Genomic DNA, 18,658 nt, shown 5'->3' with positions numbered 1-18,658 from the left:
CGCGAATCTCGCGGGGGGTGGGCCGGGTCTACGCGGCCGGGCGTGCGCCGAGGTTCACCAGGTTCCCGTCGGGATCGCGCACCTGGGCGACCCGCTCGCCCCACGGCATGTCGGCCGGCGGGGACGAGATCGCTCCGCCCGCCTCGCGCCACCGCTCGAAGGCCGCGTCCACGTCGTCGACGTAGAACCACAGGGCGACGCGGTCGCCGGAGGTCGCGGCATCCGGATCGCGCCCGATGCCGAGCGAGGCGCTTCCGAAGGTCAGCGAGACGTAGTCGTCCTCCTCGGCGCTGCCGAAGCGGTAGTCGACCCGACCGTGCAGCGCGCTCTCGTAGAACGACACGAGACGCGGCAGGTCGCGCGTCAGGAGGATGGGGAAGAGGCTCTCGACCGCCATCCCTCCACGCTACGGCGCCCGGCCGCGGTCAGTCGAGGAAGATGTCGGGGAACAGCGCGCTGTCGGGCGTGCCGGGGATGGCGGCGTAGCCGGAGAAGTCGGTGATGCCGGCATCCGCCAGCACGTCCTCGACGATGAGCGTCTGCCCCGAGTACTCGCGCGCCGGCTTCGTGAAGACCTCGTAGGCGGCGTCGGCGTAGACCTCCGGCGTGCGACTCACCTGCATCATGCGGTCGCCGCCGAGGGCGAACTGCACGGCGGCCGTCGCGATCGTCGTGCGCGGCCACAGGGTGTTGGCGGCGATGCCGTCCTTCGCGAACTCGGCCGCCAGGCCCAGGGTCGCCATCGTCATGCCGTACTTCGCGAGCGTGTAGCCGGTGTGCGCGCCGAGCCACTTCGGCGAGAGGTTCAGCGGCGGCGACAGCGACAGGATGTGCGGGTTGGCGCTCTCGCGCAGCATCGGGATCGCGGTGCGCGAGAGGAGGAACGTGCCGCGCACGTTGACGTCCTGCATGAGGTCGTACTTCTTCGCCGGGAGGTCGAGCGAGCGCGACAGGTCGATGACGCTCGCGTTGTTGACGACGATGTCGATGCCGCCGAACTCGCCCTGGGTCTCGAGCACGGCTCGCGTGATGTCGTCGTCGTTGCGGACGTCGCCGACGATCGGGAGGGCCCGGCCCCCGGCATCCCGGATCTGCTCGGCCGCCGTGTGCACCGTGCCCTCGAGCTTGGGGTGGGGCGTGTCGGTCTTGGCGACGAGGGCGATGTTCGCGCCGTCGCGCGCGGCGCGCAGCGCGATCGCGAGCCCGATGCCGCGGCTGCCGCCCGACATGAGGATGGTCTTTCCGGCGAGGGGCTTGTCTGTCATGTGATCACTCTCCGTTGCGGGCCGGGTCAGGCGGGGCGGGCTTGCTTGGCGGATGCCGCGGCGAAGGCCGCGACGCGCGTGCGAGCCTCGTCGGTGTCGAAGCGGGCGCCGATCGAGGGGGCCTCGTCGGCGAGGTTCTCGTCGAAGGTCCGATCGGCCCCGACCCGGACGAGCCGCTTCGCCTGGCCGAACGCCGCGGTGGCGCCTGCGAGCCAGAAGCGGGCGACGGCCTCGGCGCGGCCGGCGACGTCGTCGCGTGGCACGACCTCGGACACGAGCCCCCAGTCCAGGGCCGTCCCGGCGTCGAGGGTGCGGTCCTGCAGCAGAAGCTGGAGCGCGCGGCGCTGGCCGATCGCGGCGGGCAGGAGCGTCGAGACGCCGAGGTCGGGGGTCAGCCCGATGTTCGCGTACTTGCTGACGAACTTGGCGGAGTCCGCCGCCACGATGTAGTCGGCCGTCAGCATGAGGCCGAGGCCCCCGCCGGCGACAGCGCCCTGGACGGCGGCGACGATCGGCTTGTCCGAGAGGGCGAAGGTCCGGATGCCGTCGTGGATGATGTGCGCCGTGTCGGTGACGTCGGCACCCGACGCGCCCGACGTCGCCATCGCGATGACGTCGCCCCCGGCGCAGAACGCGGGGCCGGCAGCATCCAGGATCACCGCGCCGACGGACGCGTCGGACGTGATCTCGTGCGCGACGTCGCGCCAGCGGCGGCCCATCTCGAAGTCCATCGCGTTCAGGAACGCGGGCCGGTTGAAGGTCACGCGTGCCAGGGCGCCGTCCCGCGCGACGAGGATCGAATCGGTCATTTCGATGCCCTTTCTCCTCGCGATGCCCGCGAGACTTCACAGATGTACCGTCCAGGCGCCTCAATCGAGACATTCGTGAAGTCTCGCGGGATGGCGACGGTCACTTCGGCGCCATGCGGATCGCGCCGTCGAGGCGGATCGTCTCGCCGTTGAGGTACCCGTTGTCGACCATGGCGAGGACGAGCCGCGCGTACTCGTCGGGGCGGCCGAGGCGCTGCGGGTAGGGCACCTGCTCGCCGAGCGAGTCCTGCGCCGCCTGCGGAAGGCCCTTGAGCATGGGGGTCTCCATGATGCCGGGGGCGATCGTGAGGACGCGGATGCCGTAGCGCGCGAGCTCGCGCGCGATCGGGAGCGTCATGGCGTGCACGCCGCCCTTGCTCGCGGAGTACGCAGGCTGCCCGATCTGGCCGTCGAACGCCGCGACGCTGGCCGTGCTGACGATGACCCCGCGGTCGCCGTCGGCGGCCGGCTCCGTGCGCGCCATGACCGCCGACGCCTGCGCGATGACGTTGTACGTGCCGACGAGGTTGATGCGGATGATGCGCTCGAAGTCGGCGAGGGGCGTAGGGGCGCCCTCACGGTCGAGGACCTTCGCCGGCGGGGCGATGCCGGCGCAGTTGACGACGACGCGGAGGGGTCCGGATGCCGCAGCCTGGGCGACGGCCGCGGCGACCTGGTCGGGATCCGTGACGTCGGCCGCGGCGAAGCTCCCGCCGAGTTCCTCGGCGACGGTCGCGCCGGCCGAGGACGGGAGGTCGACGATCGCGACGCGAGCTCCGGCCTCGGCGAGGCGCCGCGCCGTCGCGAGACCCAGCCCGCTCGCGCCGCCCGTGACCAGCGCCGCTGCGCCAGAGATGTCCATGCGTTCTCCTTCGAACCGAACTCGTGGGATTCAGTCCCAGCATAGGCGGGACCCGGTATCACCATGTACGGGGCGGACCGCCGCAGTCCAGGCTATCCGGGAGGGTGGCGCGGCGGGAGGCCGAGCGGTTGACTGGATACGTGGACCTGCGACTGAAGCGCGTGTACGACGAGCCCTCCGAGGAGGACGGCTTCCGGGTGCTCGTCGACCGTCTCTGGCCCCGAGGGCTGACCAAGGAGCGGGCCGCGGTCGACCTGTGGGCGAAGGAGGCCGCACCCTCGACCGAGCTGCGGCGCGCGTTCCACTACGACGGCATGGACTGGGAGACGTTCGACGCCGCCTACCGCGGCGAGCTCGCCCTCAACCCCGCCGTCGAAGAGCTGCGCGCCGCGATCGAGGGCAAGCCCGTCGTGACCCTGCTCTACGGGGCGCAGGACGCCATCCGCAACCACGCCGAGATCCTCAGCGAGCTCCTGCGCGCGTGACCATCCCCCTCGAACCCGTCGCGGTGCCCGACCGCGTCCGCGACCTCGCGCGCGGCGCGGAGCTCGACTGCGTCTGGGCCAACGAGCTCGGCGGGCTGACGTTCCGCGCCTCGGACGGCCGGCACATCAAGCACGGACCGCGCAACGGCGAGACGTCGTTCGCGGGGGAGGCGCGGCGCCTGGCCTGGGCGGGGCGCTGGATCACGGTGCCGCCCGTCCTCGAGGTCGGCGGCGACGACACCCACGAGTGGCTCGTGACCGCCTCGATCGAGGGCGAATCGGCCGTCGCGCCGCGCTGGGTCGCCGACCCGGCGAGCGCCGTCCACGCCATCGGCGAGGGGCTGCGCGCGCTGCACGACACCCTGCCCGTCGCCGACTGCCCCTTCGACTGGGGCGTCCCGTCGCGTGTCGCGAACGCCGCGGGGCGCGGCATCCGTGTTCCCGAGCGGATGCTGTCCGCCCCGCCGATCGACCGGCTCGTGGTCTGCCACGCCGACGCGTGCGCCCCGAACACCCTCGTGGGCGACGACGGCGCGTGGGCCGGCCACGTCGACCTGGGCGCCCTCGGCGTCGCCGACCGCTGGGCGGATCTGGCCGTGGCGACGATGAGCTGCGAGTGGAACTATGGACCCGGGTGGGAGGGCACGCTCCTCGCGGCATACGGCATCGAGCCCGACACCGAGCGCATCGACTACTACCGGGAGCTCTGGAACGCGACATGACACCCATTCGCACGGGCGACGTCCGCCTGATCGACGGCGAGCCCAACCTCATCATCACGCGCACGTTCGGCTCGCCCGCCGAGGCCGTGTGGCAGACCCTGACGGAGTCCGAGCGGCTGCGCGAGTGGATCGGCTACTGGGAGGGCGACCCCACGACGGGCCACGTGTCGTTCTTCATGACCTCCGAGGCCGAAGACCCCGAGCCCGAGCGCTACACGATCCTCGAGTGCGACCGGCCGCGCCGCTTCGCGGGCGACACGAGCCAGGGGTCGGGCGCATGGCACCTGTGGTTCGAGCTCGACGAGATCGCGGGCGTCACGACCCTGACGTTCGGCCAGCGCCTCAATCCGGGCGAGGACGTCGGCTCGATCGGTCCCGGCTGGGAGTACTACCTCGACCGCGCCGAGGCCGCCCACGAAGGACGGGATGTCGCGGCCATCGCGTGGGACGACTACTACCCGGCCCTGCGCGACGAGTACGCCGCGCTCGCGCCCTGACGGGGGTTCTGCGCCCCCGGGCCGCGGCATCCGTCATCCGGGGCCGAGGATGAAGTTCCACGTGCCGGCCGCGACCGCCGCCGCCACCGCGATGGCCGAGATCGCCGCGCCGATCGCCATGAGCATCCACTCGCGCCACCCGAAGCGCGACTCGCGTGCCCACGTGCGGTGCCCCGGCGCACCGAATCCGCGCGCCTCCATCGAGGTGGCGAGCTTCGACCCGCGCCGGATGGACAGCACGAGGAGGGCGAAGGCCATCCCGAGGAACCGGCGGAGCCGTCCGCGGTCGGCCACCCCGCGAGCCCGGCGCGCGAGCTCGAGCGCTCGCCAGTCGTCGATGAAGAGCCCGACCATGCGCAGGCCCGCGAGGGCCCCGAGCACGAAGCGCGCGGGCAGCCGCAGCACCTGCGCGAGCCCGTCGGCGAGGTCGGTCGGATCGACCGTCACGAACAGCACGACGGAGGGCAGCGCGATCGCGAGGACGCGGAAGAAGGTCGCGACCGCGAGCTCGAGCGAGCCCTCGCTCACCTGCACGAGGAACCAGTCGACGTACACCTGGCCCGACGTCTCGCCGTAGAGCGCGATCGTGAGCGCCGTGAGGGGGGCCGCGAGCCACACGGGCCACGTCCGCAGCCAGAACTCGCGCCACCCGATGCCCGCGAACGGGAAGAGCAGGCACTCCAGCACGAGGGCGACGGCGGCCGACACCCAGTCGAGGGTCAGCACGAGCGGCAGGGCGATGAGCGCGCTCGCACCGAGCTTGGCGACGGGATTGAGGTGCGCGACGACCCCGGTGCGGGCCCGAGACTCGAGGAGCGTCATCCGGAACCCTCCCAGGCCACGTCCGAAACGAGGAGATCTCTCGAAACGAGGACGGAATCGAGGGAGAACGTCCTCGATTCGGGATATCTCCTCGTTTCGCGACAGCCGGACGCGCTCACGACGCCACCTCCAGCGCGTGCTCCCGCGCGTGCAGGGCGCGGACCACATCGAGGTCGTGCGTGATGGCGACGATCGCGGAGCGCTCGTCGCCGTCCAGGCCGTCGCGCAGCCGCGCGAGCAGTGCGACGAGCTCAGCCCACGTCCGGGCGTCCTGCCCGAACGTGGGCTCGTCCAGGACGAGCACGCGCGGACCCGTCGCGAGCGCCGCAGCGACCGTGAGCCGCCGCTTCTCGCCGCCCGACAGTGTGAAGGGGTTCGCCGCCGCGAGCGCGTCCAGCCGGAGCCGGACGAGGAGCTCGTCGACGCGCGCGGACGTCCGCCCCTCGTCGAGCCCGAGCGCTCGCGGACCCACTTCGAGCTCTTCGCGGACGGTCCGGGACAGGAGCTGGTGCTCAGGGTCCTGGAAGACCGTGCCGATGCGCGTCAGGAGCTGCTTCGACTTCCAGCGGATGGGCGACGGCCCCGCGCCGTCGGCGAGCGCGGGCGTCGCGGCCAGGTCGCCGGCGGCCGGCTCGAGCAATCCCGCGAGCGTGAGGCCCAGAGTGGACTTGCCTGCGCCGTTGGGACCCGTCACGGCGAGCACCTCACCGGCGCGCACCGTGAGGTCGATGCCGGTGGCGACGGGATGCTTCTCCACTCGTGCGACGGAAAGGTCCGCCGCCGAGAGCAGCGCCTCACCCGGTGCGCCGAGCGGCGGTCCGGGCACGGCGGGCGGGATGCCGGGAACCCACACGCCCTGAGCGGCGAGCCGCGCGCCCTCCCGTCCCAGGACGTCCGAGGGTGCGCCGTCCGCGACGACTCCGCCGGCGCCGAGCACGATGACGCGCGAGACGACGGGAAGCCACACGTCCACACGGTGCTCCACCACCACGAGGGTCGCGGGATGCCGCTCCAGCAGCCGGTCGACGGCTTCGCGCACCTCGGCGACGCCGGCCGGGTCGAGGTTGGCGGTCGGCTCGTCCAGGAGCAGGAGCCCGGGTCGCATGGCCAGGGCGCCGGCGAGCGCGAGACGCTGCTTCTGCCCGCCGGAGAGCGCCTTCGTCGGGCGGTCCAGCGGGACGTCGAGGCCGACGTCGTCGAGCGCGTCGCGCACGCGAGGCCAGATCTCCTCGCGCGGGACGCCGAGGTTCTCGCAGCCGAACGCGACATCGTCGCCGACGCGCGCGAGCACGACCTGCGCGTCGGGATCCTGCAGGACGAGGCCGGCCGTGCCCCGCGTCGCGGCGGCATGCCGCCCTCCGACGAGCAGCTCGCCGACGGCCTCGCCCTCGTCGTCGCCGCCGAGGACGCCGGCGAGCCCGTGCAGGAGCGTCGACTTGCCGGACCCGGAGGCGCCCAGCAGCAGCACGCGCTCGCCCGGGTCGATGCGGAACGAGACGTCCCGCAGCGCCCACGCCAGGCGGCTGGCATGCCGCCATCCCCAGCCGCGCGCCTCGACGGCGGCCGGGGATGCTGTCATCGACGTCACGTCAGACGCGCTGGCGCGCTTCGCGACCCGAGGCGAAGCGGTCGAGCGCGCCGGTCGCGGCGAGCCCGCGCGTGAGGGCCCACGGGAGGACGCCGGCGATGAGGGCGCCCGAGACGACGGTGCTGATGAGGTACGTCACGACGAACCAGAAGCTCGAGCCCGGGTACCAGAGGACGAGGTTGTTGATGCCGCCGGCCAGCGCCGCACCGGCGCCCGCGAGGGCCGCGACGGGAAGCGTCCACACGCGGTAGGCGAAGATCAGGAACACGAGCTCGGCGCCGAGGCCCTGCACGAGCCCCGCCTCGATCGTGAGGAACCCGCCCCACTGGTTGCCGACGAGGGCCGACACGACGGCGGCGAGGGTCTCGACGTAGATCGCGGCACCCGGCTTGCGGATGATGAGCGCGCCCAGCACGCCTGCGAAGAGCCACGGGCCGTCGAGCAGGCCCTGAAGGCCGGGCAGCAGCGGCTCGAGAAGCGCCTTGGGCCCGAGGTATCCGATGTTCCAGAAGAGGAAGATCAGGCCCGACGCGACGCCGATGACACTGGCGACGACGATGTCGACTACCCTCCAGCGAAGGCTCCGGGTTCGGGTCGAAGCAGTCGTCGGGGCGGACGTGGATGCGTTCATGTTTCTCCTCCCTGCGCTGGCATGATCCAGATCAGGTTCGACGGTCGAAGCGTCGGTCGCTTCCTCTCAGCCCGGCACACCGGACTCCCGTGGTTGTGGCGATGAGTATACCGCGGCGCGGCGAGGTACCTTTAGCGAGTGACTCTCGCCGGCACCCAGCCTCCGACGCGCCGTTCGCTGCGCGCCGAGACGGGTGCCGTCGCGGTCGAGGAAACCGAGGACCCCTTGACGGCGGCGGAGACGGCACCGCTGGTCGGTGATCCCGGCCCCGATCAGGGCAAGCCCGGCAAGCCCGGCAAGGAGCCGCGCCGGCCCGTCAAGGATCCGCGCGTCGCGCTCACCTGGATCGACGAGGAGACGGTCGCCCAGACCGCCCTGGCGCCGCGCGATCTCACCGCCGCCGCGACGCCGTACGTCGGCGTCGACGTCGACCTCCTGGCGAAGGCTCCACGGCGCTCGCCCTTCCGCGCCGGCGTCCTCGTGCCGATCGCGATCATCGCGGCGCTCATCGGCGGCTACTCCGGGACGACGCTCCTGTGGCCGCTGCACGCCGTCGCTCCCGAGATCGAGGCGATGCAGGTCGACTCCGCGCCCGCGCCCGCCGCGGCCGTCGCGTGGCCCGGGCAGGGATCGGGCGCCGTCGCGGTCGCAGGCTTCGACGGCACGATGGCCTCGACGCAGGATGCTGCTCCCATCGCGAGCATCACGAAGGTCGTGACAGCGCTCCTCGTGCTCGAAGAGCAGCCCCTCGCCGTCGGCGAGCAGGGACCCGACTACCACTTCTCGTGGAGCGACAGCTCGTCGTACTGGGGTTACCGCTGGCGCGGCGAGTCGGCGCTCGACGTCCCCGTGGGCGGGACGCTGACGGAGTATCAGCTCCTCGAGGGCATGCTCATCGGGTCGGCCAACAACTACGCCGACCGCCTCGCGAGGGACCTCTGGCCGAGCGACGCCGTCTATGCCAGCGCCGCCAACGAGTGGCTCCAGGCGCACGGCGTCCCCGGGATCACGATCGTGGAGCCGACGGGCTTCGACGCGGGCAACACGGCGAGCGCGGCATCCCTCATCCCGCTCGCGAAGAAGGCCCTCGCCAACCCGGTCATCGCGGAGATCGTCGCGAAGAAGGAAGTCGACCTCCCGGGCGCCGGTCACGTCACGAACACCAACGGCCTCCTGGCGGATGCCGGGGTCATCGGCGTCAAGACGGGCTCGCTCGACGATTTCAACCTCCTCGCGGCGAAGGACATCACGGTGGGCGAGACGCCCGTCCGGCTGTACGCCGCGGTTCTCGGCCAGCCCGACGACCCGACGCGCGTCGAGGCGACGAGGCAGCTCTTCGCACAGCTCGAGCAGGACCTCCAGACGGAGCCCTCGGTGCCCGCCGGGACGACGGTGGGCGTCGTCGATACCGCGTGGGGCGAGCACGCCGAGGTGAGGACGGATGCCGACGCCTCCGTCGTGCTCTGGAACGGCCTGGCCGGCGAGGTCGCGACCGACCTGTCGCTCGGCGACGACCGCGACGCGGGCGATACCGTGGGGACGCTCAGCGTCACCGGCCCACTGAACGCGCAGACGGTCGACGTCTCGCTCGCCTCCGACATCGAGCCGCCGTCCGCGTGGTGGCGCCTCACCCACCCCCTCGAGCTCTTCGGCCTCGCGGGCTGACGCGTCCCGGCCCCTCGACAAGCTCGGGGGCCGTGGGGACGTCAGACGTGGCGGACGGCGTGCTGCAGGCGCGTGCGGACGTCGAACACCTCGTTTCCGCCCACTTCGCGCGCGCCCGTGAGTCCGCGGCGCAGCATCGTCGACAGGGCGCTGCGCGACACGACCGCGACCGGCACGCCCCGCACACGGCCGATCTCCTCGATCGGCTGCTCGAGGTCGTCGTCCGGGAGCACGACGATCGCGCCGCCGAACTTGACGCGCGCGCTCCGGCCGACCGAGCGCAGGCGCGAGAGAAGCGTCGCGATGGGCGACCCCTCGACGCCCTCGCCGTAGAGCTCGCCGCGGCGCACGCGGACGGGCCCGCCGAAGTCCTCCGACAGGACGCCGTACAGCCCGCTCGGCCCGAGCACGAGGTGGTCGACCTTCTCGTCCGCCGCGCGCCCCGCCGCGACGTCGTGCCAGACCGTGTAGCCCATTCCGAGGTCGGCCACGACGCGCGCGGTCGCCTCCTCCGCGAGGGCGTCCGCGAGCAGCCGCCGCACGAGGTGCGGCGCGCGGCGCACGAGCGCCGGGTCGTACGGGTCCTCGAGCTCGACGCCGCGCCCCACCCACTCGCGCATGAGCGACAGGTACCGCTCGCGGCGCCAGCCGCCCGGCTGGCCGTACGACCGCGCGCGCGGCCGCGTGTCGGCCGGACGCGCCGGAGGACGCCAGGCCGGGGCATCCGGACTGAACGCGGGCGCCGCGTGCGCGCCGAATCCGTGGCCGCGGTCGTAGGCGGCCCGCGCCTCGGTCGTTCCGACGAGCTCCCACGCGCGCTGCACCTGGATGAAGACGGATGCCTCACCGCCCGTGTCGGGGTGCGTCTGGCGAAGCCGCAGGCGATACGCCTTGCGCAGCGCCTCCTCGTCGACGGTCGGCTCGACGCCGAGCACCTGATACGCCGAGGCGGACAGCGGCGAGTCGAACATGCGGGGAACCTCTCAGCGGCGCTCGTTGCGCCGGGCATACGCGGCCGCGCTGCGACTGGACAGCGCGAGGAGGATCAGCGTATCGAGCGCCGTCGTGAGAAGGCTCGTCTTGAGGGTGATGTCGAGGTCGTCGAGCCACCACGCGGTGAACGCCGACGTGATCGAGATGACGGCGAAGAGCATCACGACGACGCGGGGCCAATTGAGTCCGCGGAGGACGAGGACCGCCAGCACGATGTCCAGGACGAGCACGACCGACGCGATGGAGACGATGATCCACAGCCCGACGCCGGCATCGCTCGACGTCAGGCCGTCGATGTCGACGGCGACCTCGGTCGCGACGAAGTTCCAGTTGAGGGCGAGCTCGCCGAGCCACAGGATGCCCACGACGACCCGCAGCAGGACGAGCACGGCGCCGGCGACGGTCGTCGGCGGCCGCTTCATGTCGGGCCGGTAGCCGGGGCGCCGCAGCAGCTCGCGCGCGGGCTCGTACGCGGGCCGCTTCGCCGGCGCGCTCATCTCGAGGCCTCCTGCCGCGAGACCGGGAAGCCGACGGCGCGCACGTCCACGATCGGCAGATCGCCGTCCGTCGAGATCGAGTCGCCCCCGCCGTTGCGCGCGTGATAGCCCGTCGCGAAATCGGCGATCACATCGACCCGGACGCGCGGGTCGGCGCCGGTCAGGGTCGCGACGATGTGATCCCGCTCGACGTCGGTGTCGGCATCGATCTTGTGCGTGATCTGCAGGGTGAACAGCGACAGCCCCACCCTGCGGTCGAACGTGCCCGCTGCGAGCCAGTCGACGCGCCGTCCGCCCGGCAGCAGCCAGTCGTCCGGGCACTGCCAGAACCGCACGTGGTGCCGCTGCGCCGGACTGTCGTCCACGTCCTGCTGGTAGGCGAAGTCCTGCTGGCGGCCGAACAGGAACAGCGGGCTCACCGGTGCCTCGTCGTAGCTGCGGCGCAGCAGGGTCGAGCTCACGATTCGCCAGGACGAGGCGACGGTGACAGCATCCGCCCGCGTCCAGCCCGCTTCGCGCATGGCCGACTCGATCTGCTCACCCGTCCCCATGAACGCGAGATTGACCGGGTCGCCGAGCAGCCCGTCGCTCGTGCGCGTGCGCCCGATGAAGTAATCCGGGACGTAGATCGTCGTGAGTATCCGGTGCAGGCGCGGCAGGACGAGGTAGGCCAGGAGCACCCAGAACGCGATCGCGAAGAGCGGCCCCCACCAGCCGAGGCTGAACGTCTCGGTGAGGCTCAGGTACGCGAGCCACAGCGCCGCGAAGCCCGCGAAGACGAAGAAGAACCAGTCCAGCGCGACGCCGAACGACCAGCCCCGCCGCCGGGCGTGGGCGGGCGTCCCGTCGCCGTCGTCCGCCGCCCGCGCCATCGGTCACCCCCAGAGCGGTGTCACGGGGGCGAAGGCGAGGGCGGATGCCGCGGCATCCGGCGCCAGCTCGGCGAGGGTCGCGGGCTGCCACCGCGGCGAGCGGTCCTTGTCGACGACCTGGGCGCGGATGCCCTCCGCGAGGTCGGGCTGCGTCGTCGCGAACCACATGACGAGCCCGTACTCCTGCGCGAGCGCGGCCCGGAGGTCCGGCAGGTCGCGCACGCGCCGGATCGCCTCGAGCGTCACGACGAGTCCCGTCGGCGAGAGCTCTTCCAGCAGGTCCGCCGTCGCGGACGCCTCGGGCTCGGGCCGTGCGCGCAGCCGCTCGATGATCCCGGCGACGGTGTCGGCCGAGAAGGCGTCGTCGATCCACTCGCGGGCCGCGATGAAGCGGGACGGGGGAGGCGTCTCGTCGAAGAGGAGGACGAGCTCGGTGGGCGTGCTCGGGTCGGCGCGCGTCTCGAGTGCGTCGCGCAGGCCCTCGAGGTTGGCGCTCGGCACGTAGTGATCCGCGAATCCGGCGTGGATCGCGTCGGACGCGTTCATGACGGCGCCCGTGAGGCCGAGGTACTCCCCGAGCCGGCCCGGCGCGCGCGACAGCAGCCAGGTGCCGCCGACGTCGGGCGTGAAGCCGATCCGCGTCTCGGGCATCGCGAGCTGCGAGCGCTCGGTCACGATGCGGATCGGCGCGTGGCCCGCGAGCCCGATGCCCCCGCCCATCGTGATGCCGTCCGCGAAGGCGACGAACGGCTTGGGGTACTCCGCGATGCGGGCGTTGAGCGCATACTCCTCGCGGAAGAAGAGCGCCGACTCCTCGGCGAGACCGCCCACCGTGCGGTCGTAGAGCCCGCGGACATCGCCGCCCGCGCACAGTCCGCGCTCGCCCGCGCCGTCGAGGAGGACCGCATCGACGTCGGTGTCGTGCTCCCAGTCTTCGAGCGCGGCCATGACGGCGCGGATCATGTCGAGGTCCAGCGCGTTGATGGCGCGCGGCCGGTTGAGCGTCACCCGGCCCAGCGATCCGCTCGCGTGCGCGAGCACCTTCTGCTCGGGCCCGTCCGCCGGTACGCTCACGGTGCCACGTTACCGTTCCGGGTGATCGTGCGTGCCGGCCGCAACGACGCGGCCGGATGGGGTCCGACGTTCCCGCGTCAGAGCGCGCTTTTCCGCAAAGATAGGGGGAACGTACGTGTTGACGACGAGAGGGTTCGGCATGCCCGAAGGACAGGTGCTGGAGTTCTCCGCGGTCACCAAGCGCTTCGGCGCCGTCACCGCCGTGGACGACTTCACGGCGCGGGTCGAGCCAGGACGCGTCACCGGATTCCTCGGGCCCAACGGGGCGGGCAAGACGACGACGCTGCGCGTGCTCCTCGGGCTCGTGCGTGCGACCGAGGGCACCGCGACGATCGGCGGCCTCCCCTACGCCAAGCTCCCGCACCCGCTGCGCACCGTGGGCGCCGTCCTCGAGGCATCCAGCTTCCACCCCGGACGCTCCGCCGCGAACCACCTCAAGATCTACGCGCAGGCGGCGGGACTCCCGTCCGGACGCGTCGACGAGGCTCTGGGCCTCGTGGGCCTCGGAGACGTCGCGGGACGCAAGGTCGGCGGCTACTCGCTCGGCATGCGTCAGCGCCTCGGGCTCGCCTACGCGCTCATCGGAGACCCCGGCGTCCTCGTGCTCGATGAGCCCGCGAACGGCCTCGACCCCGAGGGCATCAAGTGGATGCGGGGGCTTCTGCGAGACCTCGCCCGGCAGGGCCGCACCGTGTTCGTCTCGTCGCACCTGCTCGCCGAAGTGCAGCAGACCGTCGACTCGCTCCTCATCATCTCCGCGGGACGCCTCGTCTTCCAGGGCGCCCTGGGCGACCTCGCCGATCCGGGCGAGTACGCGACGGTCGTCGACTCGGGCGACCGCGCGGCGCTGTCCGCTGCCCTGCGCGCCGCGGGGGTCGACTTCGACATCCTCCGCTCGGGGCTCACGGTGCGCGGGCTCGACCCCGCACAGGTCGGGGTCATCGCCGCCGGAGCCGGCATCCCCCTCACGGCGCTGCAGCGCCGGGGTCCCGCGCTCGAGGAGATCTTCCTCGACCTCGTCAACGGCACGCGGGTCCACGCGAGCGCCGCGGATCAGGCGGCGCCGGCAGATGCTGCTCCTCCCGCGGTCGGCGCGGTCGCCGCCGAGCCCGAGGCTCCGGATGCCGCTCCCTCGGCGGCTGAGACCTCGGCCGAAACTGACGCTCCGGATGCCGCTCCCGTCGCGGCGGGGGCCGCCGGTGTCGCGGGCGTCGCAGCGCTTGCGGGCGCGCGTGCCGAGGAGGAGGCGAACGAGCCCGAGGACCAGGCCGAGTCCGAATGGGAAGCCGAGCCGGATGAGGACGACGAGGACGCGGAGCAGCTGACCCCGGCGGTCGCCGTTCCCGGATCTCCCCTGCAGGCGGCCGCCTTCGCCGTCGCGAGCACGGGCATCATCGACATCGTCCCCCAGCCCGAGCCGCGGCCGGACGGCTCCGACGAGGCGGACGACGGCAGCGAAGACGACCTCGGCGACGGCTACGACGACCCGGCCGATGCGGACGCCGACGGCGATGAGCGCGCCGGAACCGAACCTGCGGCCGACGAGCCCGCCGACCAGGACGAGCCTGCGGCCGAAGAAGCGGCCCAGGACGTGACCGGCGGCGGCGAGACGCCTGCCGAGCCGGAGCCGTCCTCGGAGTGGGCGGCCGAGGACCGCCCCGAGGAGACGCCCCAGCCACAGGAGCGCGAGTGGAAGCCCCCCGTCGGGTGGGCCGAGCCGCGCGAGTGGAAGGCTCCCGCGACATGGACCGGGGCGAGCCCGGTCATCGACGCCGATTCCGAATCGACTCCCGAAGAGTCCGCCGCCGGAGTGGAGTCCGCCGACAGCGAGACGTCGACCGGCGAGCCTTCCGGACTCGAGCACGGCGGTGCGCCCGTCGACCAGCCCGAAGGCGAAGCCGACCAGCCGCCGGGCGTCGAGGACGAGCGCCCGTGGGAGCACTACGTCAAGACGGATGCCGACCTCGAGGCGGACCGGTTCTTCGCGGCGTTCGACGCCGAGGATGCCGAGCAGTCCGCGGCGGACAGCATCCCGGACGAGCGCGAGCCCCTCGGGACGGAGCTCGAGACGCCGGCGCCCGAGGAGCTCGGCGGTCACTCGCCGGACTGGCAGGCGCAGCCCGAGCCGCTCCCGGCCGACGACGAGGCGGAGGAGCAGCAGGCTGACGAGGACGAGGGGGGACAGCATCCGGAACCCGTCGCCGAGGACGAGCACTCCGAGCGCCCGGAGGACGAGGGGACGTCCGAGGATGGGGCCGAGGACGCTCCCGAGGTGCAGGCGTTCGACGCCGTGCTGGACTCCCCGCAGCCCGAGGAGTTCCGAGACGCCGACGACGCGACGGAAGGCGGTGAGCAGCGATGACCCTCGCCGCCACGACCCGGTCGGAGACGACCAAGCAGTTCTCCACGTCCGCGTGGTGGGTGCTCGCGATCGTCCTGTTCGTCTACATCGGCTTCACGGCCGCTGTGCTCGGCTTCGTCTTCTCGGCGGCGTCGACCGGTGCCCTGGGGAGCGAGGCTCCCCAGCTGCCCTCGGAAGGGCTTGCCGAGACGCTCTACAGCACCGCCACCTCGGTGGGCTACGTCTTCCCGCTCCTCATCGGCACGCTGATGGTCACGGCCGAGTTCCGCCACAGCACTCTGACCCCGACCTTCCTCGCGACGCCCCGCCGCGGGAACGTCCTGTGGGCCAAGCTCGCGGTCGCGGTCCTGCTCGGGCTCCTGTACGGACTGGTCGGTGTCATCGCATCCGTCGCTCCGTCCGCCGCGTTCCTGGCGGGCTACGGGCTGAGCACCGAGTTCGACACCGTCGAGACCTGGGCGCTGTTCGGGCGGATGCTCATCGCCTACGTGCTGTGGGTGCTCGTCGGCGTCGGCGTCGGCGCCCTCGTGCGCAATCAGGTAGGCGCGATCGTCGGGGTCCTCGTCTTCACGCAGTTCCTCGAGCCCGTCGCCCGTGCGGCGGCGAGCTTCGTGGACTGGCTCACGGAGTTCACGAAGTACCTCCCCGGGGCCGCGAGCGACGCGCTCGTCGGCGCGAGCGTCTTCACCGCGGGCGTGCCGCAGGGGGCGACGGCGTCCGATCCGCTCGAGTGGTGGGCGGGCGGACTCGTTCTGCTCGGGTACGCGGCGGTCTTCATCGTCCTCGGCTACCTCTTCAGCTGGCGTCGCGACGTCAGCTGAGCGTTCCCGGAGCGCGGAGGCTCAGCCGGCGGCCGGAGCCGCGACGGGCTTCTGGCGACGCGGGGCGCGGGCTCGCGACGCCTCCGCCGCGATCTCGGCGACGTCGGCGGCTTCCTCCGCCACATCGAGCCGGAGCGCCTGCACGAGCGCGAGGCCGTGGCGGGTCGTCAGCACGATCCGCTCGAACTCGGGGTGCTCCTCGAGATCGATGACGACCCCCGCGCGGTGGCGGCGGATGACGGCGAAATCCTCGCCGCCCGTCGACTTCCACGTGCCCATCGCCGTGACGCCCTTGATGTAGGTGCCGGGGCTCGGGATGCCGCGCAGCCACGTCCACGCATCGTCGGTCAGCTGGACCTTCGAGATCGTCTCGCGCTCGATCGTGACATTCCCCTTGCGGAATGAGAGGAGCCGCTCGGTGCCGGACAGAACCACCTCGAGGCGGGTCGAGTCGAGCAGCAGCGTGACCATGCGACTAGTCTGCCAGCGCCGCAGTGAGCGCACCTGGTCGGTTTGCTCACAGGACGGCAACGATCCCTTGTCGGGAGGGTCAGGTCGCGAACTCGTCCGCGGCGTGCGGGAGCGGGAAGCCCTCGACGGCGTCGATGAGCGCGTCGACGGACTGGCGGTCCGCGATGACGTCGACCGAGAGGCCTACGCGACGCGCGTCCTTCGCCGTGCGCGGGCCGATCGCCGCGATGAGCGTCGACGCCGGCACATCGGGGAACTGCGACTGCACCTGCTCGGCGACCGAGCCGCTGGTCACGAGGATCGCGTTGATGCGGCCGCTGCGCACATCCTCCGCGATCCGCTCGGTGACCGGAACCCCCACCGTGCGGTAGGCGACGACGCTGCGCACGCGGTGCCCGGCTTCGGTCAGCATCCGCGTCAGGACCGGCTTCGCGATCTCGCTGCGGAGCGTCAGGAAGTCGCGCGGCTCGGACTCGAGCGCGATGAGCTGCTCTGCCAGGCCCGCGGCGGAGTTGTCCCGCTCGGGGACGAGATCGACTCGGTACCCGACGGCGTTGAGCGCCGCGGCCGTCGTCTCGCCGACGGCCGCGATCCTCGTGCGCGCAGGGATCGTGGCGCGGTAGGCGTAGAGCACGTCGACCGTCGTGGCACTCGTGAGCGTGAGCCAGTCGAAGACGCCGGCCTGCAGATCCGCGAGCGACTGCTCGAGCGTCGCCTGGTCGTTGGTCGGCGCGAAGTTGATGAGCGGCGCGATGACGGGAGTCGCCCCGCGGCGGCGCAGGGATGCGGCCACGCCGTCTCCCCACGGTCCCCCACGCGGCACGAGGACGCGCCATCCTGCGAGTGGCTTCGCGGGCGTGGGATGTGCTGCGTTCATGGGGTCGACTCTCGTGCGTACTACTCGGTCAGCCGCCCCATGTCTCGAGCAGCCGACACGCGAGGTGGAACCGATCCGGAATCCGCGGTTCTCGCCGTCGGCAGCATCCGCACCATTGCACTGCCTGGCTCTGAGCATACCCCGGCCCCGCGGCCGTGTCCGCCGGGCCGTGCGACGGCGCCCGTGATCACGGCATCAGCGCGTGTAGGCGCGGATGATCGACCAGACGAGCGTTCCGACCGCGGCCGCCCCCGCGAGCACGAGGGCGCCGGCGGCGACCGGATTCTCCTTCGTGAAGGCTCGCGCGTGCAGCTTGGCGCGCTCGCTCGCCCGCGACATGCGACGCGGGACGTTCGCCTTGTCCTCGATCGCGGCAAGGGTCGCCTTCAGCTCGATGCGCGCGCGCTCGACGGGGTCGGTGATCCCGAGGGGGACGGCGGTGCGGGGCAGCTGGACTTCAGAGCTCATCGCGGACGGCCTCCACATCCTTCACGATCGACTGCACGGGGTTCTCGCTCTTGACGACCTTGCGCCAGCGCAGGTAGCCCAGCAGGCCCATCACCGCCGCGATGACGAGCAGCAGCACGAGCACCGTGAGGGCGGCGGCCCACAGCGGCATCCACGCCGAAAGCCCGATGATGATGAACGCCATCAGCACCGGGATCGCCCAGAAGAGGAAGAACAGCGCCCCGAGGATCCAGCCGGAGCCGATCCCTGCGTCCTTCGAGGTGCGACGCACCCACGCCTTCGCGGCTTCGATCTCCGCCGTGACGAGGTTGCGGATGAGTTCGGGGACCTCACCGACGAGTGTGAGCAGACTCTCGTCGGCGCGGTCGCGGAAACCGCGCGGACTCGTCATGTCAGGCCCCGCCGCGGCCTGCGTCGGAGCCCTCGTCGAATGCCTCGTCGGCGGCGTCCTTCACGGCCTTCGCGGAAGCCTCCGCAGCCGATCGCACGTCGTCGGCCGAATCCTTGCCGACCTTGATCGCGGAGTCGAGCCGCTGGCCCGGCGTCCCCTTGGAGGAAGCGGCCTTGGTGACCTTGACGGCGCTGTCCCACAGCGTCGACGGCAGCGCCATCGCGCTGGACTTCGCGAACTCCTTCGCCTTGCCGACCTGTTCCTGGACGGGATCGAGGTTCCACACCTTCAGCGCCTGCGCCTTGATCTGCTCGTACCGTTCGCGACCGGCACGCGAGCCGAGCACGTAGCCGGCGGCCAGCCCGATGACGAGTCCAACTTTGCCTTTCACGGGGCGTCTCCTCACGCTCGACGGGTGGTGCGTGCTCCCAGGTTAGCCCTGCATGCCGATTCCGGCATCCGGCCTTGACAGTCCGGTCACCTCAT

At 72.2% G+C, this 18,658-nt stretch carries 22 protein-coding genes and 1 riboswitch; of the genes, 6 read left to right on the top strand and 16 right to left on the bottom strand.

Going from position 1 to position 18,658, the window contains the following annotated elements; all coding sequences use genetic code 11:
• Positions 1-28: 28 nt before the first annotated feature.
• From ABZ477_RS07655 to ABZ477_RS07640, 4 genes are all read right to left on the bottom strand, one after another.
• Positions 29-397 carry a VOC family protein gene (locus ABZ477_RS07655; RefSeq protein WP_360130369.1) on the bottom strand — a complete coding sequence of 123 codons (369 nt, stop codon included), beginning with the start codon at positions 395-397 and terminating at the stop codon, positions 29-31.
• 28 nt (positions 398-425) lie between these two features.
• A complete protein-coding gene (locus tag ABZ477_RS07650; RefSeq protein ID WP_360130366.1) occupies positions 426-1,265 on the bottom strand; it encodes an NAD(P)-dependent oxidoreductase in 840 nt (279 codons plus the stop codon).
• 26 nt (positions 1,266-1,291) lie between these two features.
• Complete coding sequence (locus ABZ477_RS07645; protein ID WP_360130363.1) at positions 1,292-2,074, bottom strand: enoyl-CoA hydratase-related protein; 783 nt, start codon at positions 2,072-2,074, stop codon at positions 1,292-1,294.
• A 100-nt stretch (positions 2,075-2,174) separates the two neighbouring features.
• On the bottom strand, positions 2,175-2,936 hold the full coding sequence (locus ABZ477_RS07640) for an SDR family NAD(P)-dependent oxidoreductase (protein WP_360130360.1): 762 nt from the start codon (positions 2,934-2,936) through the stop codon (positions 2,175-2,177).
• Between the two features lie 140 nt (positions 2,937-3,076).
• Here ABZ477_RS07640 and ABZ477_RS07635 point away from each other — a divergent pair, with 140 nt between their 5' ends.
• From ABZ477_RS07635 to ABZ477_RS07625, 3 genes are read left to right on the top strand one after another with little or no spacing between them, the layout of a single operon-like run.
• Positions 3,077-3,421 (top strand): DUF488 family protein, encoded by a 345-nt coding sequence (locus tag ABZ477_RS07635; protein WP_360130357.1) that lies wholly within the window; start codon positions 3,077-3,079, stop codon positions 3,419-3,421.
• Positions 3,418-4,143 carry an aminoglycoside 3'-phosphotransferase gene (locus ABZ477_RS07630; protein WP_360130354.1) on the top strand — a complete coding sequence of 242 codons (726 nt, stop codon included), beginning with the start codon at positions 3,418-3,420 and terminating at the stop codon, positions 4,141-4,143. The genes ABZ477_RS07635 and ABZ477_RS07630 overlap by 4 nt, the downstream gene beginning before the upstream one ends.
• Positions 4,140-4,640: an SRPBCC domain-containing protein gene (locus ABZ477_RS07625; protein ID WP_360130351.1), complete on the top strand. Its 501-nt coding sequence runs from the start codon at positions 4,140-4,142 to the stop codon at positions 4,638-4,640. The genes ABZ477_RS07630 and ABZ477_RS07625 overlap by 4 nt, the downstream gene beginning before the upstream one ends.
• A gap of 33 nt (positions 4,641-4,673) precedes the next feature.
• Here ABZ477_RS07625 and ABZ477_RS07620 read toward each other — a convergent pair whose 3' ends face one another.
• From ABZ477_RS07620 to ABZ477_RS07610, 3 genes are all read right to left on the bottom strand, one after another.
• Entirely contained in the window at positions 4,674-5,462 is a 789-nt protein-coding gene (locus ABZ477_RS07620; RefSeq protein WP_360130348.1) for an energy-coupling factor transporter transmembrane component T, read from the bottom strand.
• 115 nt (positions 5,463-5,577) lie between these two features.
• On the bottom strand, positions 5,578-7,041 hold the full coding sequence (locus tag ABZ477_RS07615) for an ATP-binding cassette domain-containing protein (RefSeq protein ID WP_360130346.1): 1,464 nt from the start codon (positions 7,039-7,041) through the stop codon (positions 5,578-5,580).
• Between the two features lie 10 nt (positions 7,042-7,051).
• On the bottom strand, positions 7,052-7,681 hold the full coding sequence (locus ABZ477_RS07610) for an ECF transporter S component (RefSeq protein ID WP_360130344.1): 630 nt from the start codon (positions 7,679-7,681) through the stop codon (positions 7,052-7,054).
• Positions 7,673-7,782, bottom strand: a riboswitch (TPP riboswitch). Its footprint overlaps the gene before it by 9 nt.
• A gap of 37 nt (positions 7,783-7,819) precedes the next feature.
• Between ABZ477_RS07610 and ABZ477_RS07605 the strand changes: the two genes are divergently transcribed.
• A complete protein-coding gene (locus tag ABZ477_RS07605) occupies positions 7,820-9,346 on the top strand; it encodes a D-alanyl-D-alanine carboxypeptidase (protein WP_360130341.1) in 1,527 nt (508 codons plus the stop codon).
• A 41-nt stretch (positions 9,347-9,387) separates the two neighbouring features.
• On the opposite strand, the gene ABZ477_RS07600 is transcribed toward ABZ477_RS07605, so the two are convergent.
• From ABZ477_RS07600 to ABZ477_RS07585, 4 genes are read right to left on the bottom strand one after another with little or no spacing between them, the layout of a single operon-like run.
• The gene (locus tag ABZ477_RS07600; protein WP_360130338.1) at positions 9,388-10,317 is read right to left on the bottom strand and encodes a DnaJ domain-containing protein; all 930 of its coding nucleotides are present in this window, start codon (positions 10,315-10,317) and stop codon (positions 9,388-9,390) included.
• Positions 10,318-10,329: 12 nt separating this feature from the next.
• The gene (locus ABZ477_RS07595; RefSeq protein ID WP_360130335.1) at positions 10,330-10,836 is read right to left on the bottom strand and encodes a hypothetical protein; all 507 of its coding nucleotides are present in this window, start codon (positions 10,834-10,836) and stop codon (positions 10,330-10,332) included.
• Positions 10,833-11,708, bottom strand: coding sequence for an LssY C-terminal domain-containing protein (locus ABZ477_RS07590; RefSeq protein WP_360130332.1), 876 nt, complete (start codon positions 11,706-11,708; stop codon positions 10,833-10,835). The genes ABZ477_RS07595 and ABZ477_RS07590 overlap by 4 nt, the downstream gene beginning before the upstream one ends.
• Before the next feature lie 3 nt (positions 11,709-11,711).
• Positions 11,712-12,782, bottom strand: coding sequence for an enoyl-CoA hydratase/isomerase family protein (locus ABZ477_RS07585; RefSeq protein ID WP_360130329.1), 1,071 nt, complete (start codon positions 12,780-12,782; stop codon positions 11,712-11,714).
• A 139-nt stretch (positions 12,783-12,921) separates the two neighbouring features.
• Between ABZ477_RS07585 and ABZ477_RS07580 the strand changes: the two genes are divergently transcribed.
• Both ABZ477_RS07580 and ABZ477_RS07575 read left to right on the top strand, forming a co-directional pair.
• Positions 12,922-15,144 carry an ATP-binding cassette domain-containing protein gene (locus tag ABZ477_RS07580; protein ID WP_360130326.1) on the top strand — a complete coding sequence of 741 codons (2,223 nt, stop codon included), beginning with the start codon at positions 12,922-12,924 and terminating at the stop codon, positions 15,142-15,144.
• Complete coding sequence (locus ABZ477_RS07575) at positions 15,141-15,965, top strand: ABC transporter permease (RefSeq protein ID WP_360130323.1); 825 nt, start codon at positions 15,141-15,143, stop codon at positions 15,963-15,965. The genes ABZ477_RS07580 and ABZ477_RS07575 overlap by 4 nt, the downstream gene beginning before the upstream one ends.
• A gap of 21 nt (positions 15,966-15,986) precedes the next feature.
• Here ABZ477_RS07575 and ABZ477_RS07570 read toward each other — a convergent pair whose 3' ends face one another.
• The 5 genes from ABZ477_RS07570 to ABZ477_RS07550 form a co-directional block, all read right to left on the bottom strand.
• Complete coding sequence (locus tag ABZ477_RS07570) at positions 15,987-16,436, bottom strand: hypothetical protein (RefSeq protein WP_360130320.1); 450 nt, start codon at positions 16,434-16,436, stop codon at positions 15,987-15,989.
• A 79-nt stretch (positions 16,437-16,515) separates the two neighbouring features.
• Entirely contained in the window at positions 16,516-17,313 is a 798-nt protein-coding gene (locus ABZ477_RS07565) for a uroporphyrinogen-III synthase (protein WP_360130317.1), read from the bottom strand.
• 195 nt (positions 17,314-17,508) lie between these two features.
• Positions 17,509-17,781: a hypothetical protein gene (locus ABZ477_RS07560; protein WP_360130314.1), complete on the bottom strand. Its 273-nt coding sequence runs from the start codon at positions 17,779-17,781 to the stop codon at positions 17,509-17,511.
• Positions 17,771-18,172, bottom strand: a complete 402-nt coding sequence (locus tag ABZ477_RS07555; protein WP_360130311.1) for a phage holin family protein — start codon at positions 18,170-18,172, stop codon at positions 17,771-17,773. Before ABZ477_RS07555 ends, ABZ477_RS07560 begins: the two co-directional genes overlap by 11 nt.
• 1 nt (position 18,173) lies before the next feature.
• Entirely contained in the window at positions 18,174-18,563 is a 390-nt protein-coding gene (locus ABZ477_RS07550; protein ID WP_360130308.1) for a hypothetical protein, read from the bottom strand.
• Between the last annotated feature and the right edge of the window lie 95 nt (positions 18,564-18,658).

It is taken from the genome of Microbacterium sp. NPDC019599 (genome assembly GCF_040632175.1).
GTDB lineage: Bacteria > Actinomycetota > Actinomycetes > Actinomycetales > Microbacteriaceae > Microbacterium.
Note: the sequence above shows the minus strand (reverse complement) of the source record. Positions and strands in the feature narration are given on the sequence as shown.